Source organism: Agarivorans sp., assembly GCF_050295395.1.
GTDB lineage: Bacteria > Pseudomonadota > Gammaproteobacteria > Enterobacterales > Celerinatantimonadaceae > Agarivorans.
On sequence record NZ_JBNKPP010000132.1, the window covers coordinates 1 to 2,571 of the forward strand.

The following is a 2,571-nucleotide window of genomic DNA, read 5'->3' on the forward strand; positions in this document are numbered from 1 at the left end:
GTCGGGTGAGCTGAGTACCGCGCAATACAAGGTGGCGGTAGAGTCGCCCCTAGGCTTGCGTAATCCCAATAAACCCGTGCATCAAAAGCTACCTGCGTTTTATGCCTTGGTTAAACAAGAGCTTAACGAGCGCTATGGTGACGAGTTATTAAAACAATCTGGGGTGAAGATTTACACTACCTTAGATCCAATGGCGCAGGAAGCCGCCGAAATCGCCGTGACTCAAACCTTTAAGAGCTTAGATAAAGGCAATAAGTCGTTGCAGATTGGTATGGTGGTCACCGATAAATACACTGGCGGTATCGCGGCTATGGTGGGTGATAAGACGCCAGGCTTTGATGGTTACAACCGCGCGGTTGAGATCCGCAGACCCATAGGCTCGCTCATCAAGCCGTTTGTCTACGCGACCGCATTGGCGCCAAATAGCCAGTTTACCTTGGCTTCGCCACTTAAAGATCAGCCGATTACCCTAAAGAATGAGCAGGGCAAAACCTGGTCACCGCAGAACTTTGATAAGAAGTTTAGCGGTCAAGTCTCGTTATTAACGGCGCTTAAAAAGTCGATGAACGTACCTACGGTGAACCTAGGGATTGCCGTGGGTGTGGATGCGGTGGCAACTACGCTGGCTAAGTCGGGCTGGCAAGAGCCACTTAACGAATATCCGTCTATGCTACTGGGCGCCATGAATGGCTCGCCTCTAATGGTGGCGCAGGTTTATCAGACGCTGGCCGATTATGGTGCCTATCGTAAACTCACCACAGTGACGGCGGTGCTCGACAGTCACAATCAGCCATTACCTGTGACCCGCTCACCGAAGGAGCAAGCTATCGCGCCGGATACAGATTTCCTGGTGCAATATGCTATGCAGCAAGTGGTGCGCTCGGGTACGGCAACGCGTTTAGGTAATGCCTTCCCAGGCGTTGCATTAGCGGGTAAAACCGGTACCAGTAACGATAGTCGCGACTCTTGGTTCGCCGGTTTTGACGAGCGTAACGTCGCGGCGATTTGGGTCGGACGCGACGATAACGGTAAGACGACTCTTTACGGTAGCAGTGGTGCCATGGCGGTGTATCAGGCCTTCTTGAAGGAACGTCCACCGATTGGGCTGCGCTCGATTCCGCCAACGGGCGTGATCCAAGGTTATTTTGACCGTGATACCGGTGAAGCTAAGGAGGCGGGATGTCGCAATACCGAGGCATTGCCGGCCCTTAGAGGTACCTATAACCCGGCGAAAAACTGTGGCGAGCCGTTGCAGTGGTGGCAGAAGATTTTAGGTCAGTAATACTTATTCTTGATAGGTAAAGCGATAACGGCGGTGCAGCAAGATGGCACCGCTGTCTTTGATAAAAGAGAGTACCAGATGTATAAAACCGCAGCCGCAGTGCATATCCTTGTTAAACACAAAGAGCAGGCGGAAGATATTATTAAGCAATTGAATAAAGGCGCGAATTTTGGCGCGTTAGCCAAGCGCTATTCCTCATGTCCATCGGCGAAAAAGGGCGGCGATCTCGGTGAATTCAAACGTGGGCAAATGGTGCCACAGTTCGATAAAGTCGCTTTTTCTGGTGAGTTATTAGTGCCACATCTGGTTAAAACCAAGTTTGGTTGGCATGTGGTGAAGGTGCTGTATCGCACTTAATCAGGTTGCGTTGATTGAGTCAATAAGCTGACTTATCGACGCATTAAGCTGCATCTAAACACCAATCTAAACGCTTATTTTCAAAAAATAATTAACTTGTGCGCGTTTCCAGTGTACTCACGGGATAAACGCGCAAATGCACGAATAAGACGTTAGCTTGTGGTATGTGTAAATGGATTTAAAACAAACAAATTTGCAGAGCATCCTCGACAGACTTTATAAGACTGCGTTGTCACTACTCCTCCCACAATTAGGATTACTCACCATCGTTGGTTCAAAAAGCGATCAATATACTTTTTTGCTGATGTTTATTGTTTTTCTAGCGGTGAATATTCTCATTCCCGTATGGTTACTCCTCTTTAACACTGGTAAATCAAAAATTGATTCATTTTTAATCACGATAGACGAACAGAAAATGCTTGTTTCGACCTATGAAGAAGTCCAGAAGATAGATAAAACTTCATATTGTGGCTATAACGTTACCTCGCAGTATCCAAAGAAAATACAACTATTAGAGGCTAACGGCGAACATATAGAGTTTAGTTACTACGCGTTAAATAAAGAGCAAAGGAACCGCTTGTTTGATTATTTGGGACCAGCCAAAAGCTAACAATCTGATCTAATCGCTCCCTTCTACGCAGGGAAAAAATATGGGGCCGCTTGGCTAATACGGCTCATATTCTTACCCCTAAGTGTGGATGTTATCCATAAAAGTCTAAAGCTAAAGCCAACGACTTAGAGTAAAAACTAACGCGTTTTTGCCCCATTCCGTGTTTCGGTTCGTTAGCTCAATCTAAAATTCCCTCTCCTGCTGCCATACATATTCTTATCCCTACGCGGGGTGTCAACGGACGGCCATTTATTTCAACCTTAGGTGTACCACATTGGGGAGGCATATTGATTCAGTTAGCCCGTAAAGAAGGAATAGAATT

Annotated in this window: 3 protein-coding genes; all 3 read left to right on the plus strand. The window is 46.9% G+C overall.

What is annotated here, in order from left to right; all coding sequences use genetic code 11:
* A partial coding sequence (locus ACQY6Q_RS07960; RefSeq protein WP_427979943.1) for a penicillin-binding transpeptidase domain-containing protein occupies positions 1-1,282 on the plus strand: 1,282 nt, incomplete at its 5' end.
* A 78-nt stretch (positions 1,283-1,360) separates the two neighbouring features.
* The gene (locus ACQY6Q_RS07965) at positions 1,361-1,639 is read left to right on the plus strand and encodes a peptidylprolyl isomerase (protein WP_011627235.1); all 279 of its coding nucleotides are present in this window, start codon (positions 1,361-1,363) and stop codon (positions 1,637-1,639) included.
* A gap of 172 nt (positions 1,640-1,811) precedes the next feature.
* Positions 1,812-2,249 (plus strand): hypothetical protein, encoded by a 438-nt coding sequence (locus tag ACQY6Q_RS07970; RefSeq protein ID WP_427979946.1) that lies wholly within the window; start codon positions 1,812-1,814, stop codon positions 2,247-2,249.
* The last annotated feature ends 322 nt before the right edge of the window (positions 2,250-2,571 follow it).

Coding starts and splice junctions, on each gene's coding strand:
- ACQY6Q_RS07970 (WP_427979946.1), top strand. CDS start 1,812: ATGGATTTAAAACAAACAAATTTGCAGAGCATCCTCGACAGACTTTAT.
- ACQY6Q_RS07965 (WP_011627235.1), top strand. CDS start 1,361: ATGTATAAAACCGCAGCCGCAGTGCATATCCTTGTTAAACACAAAGAG.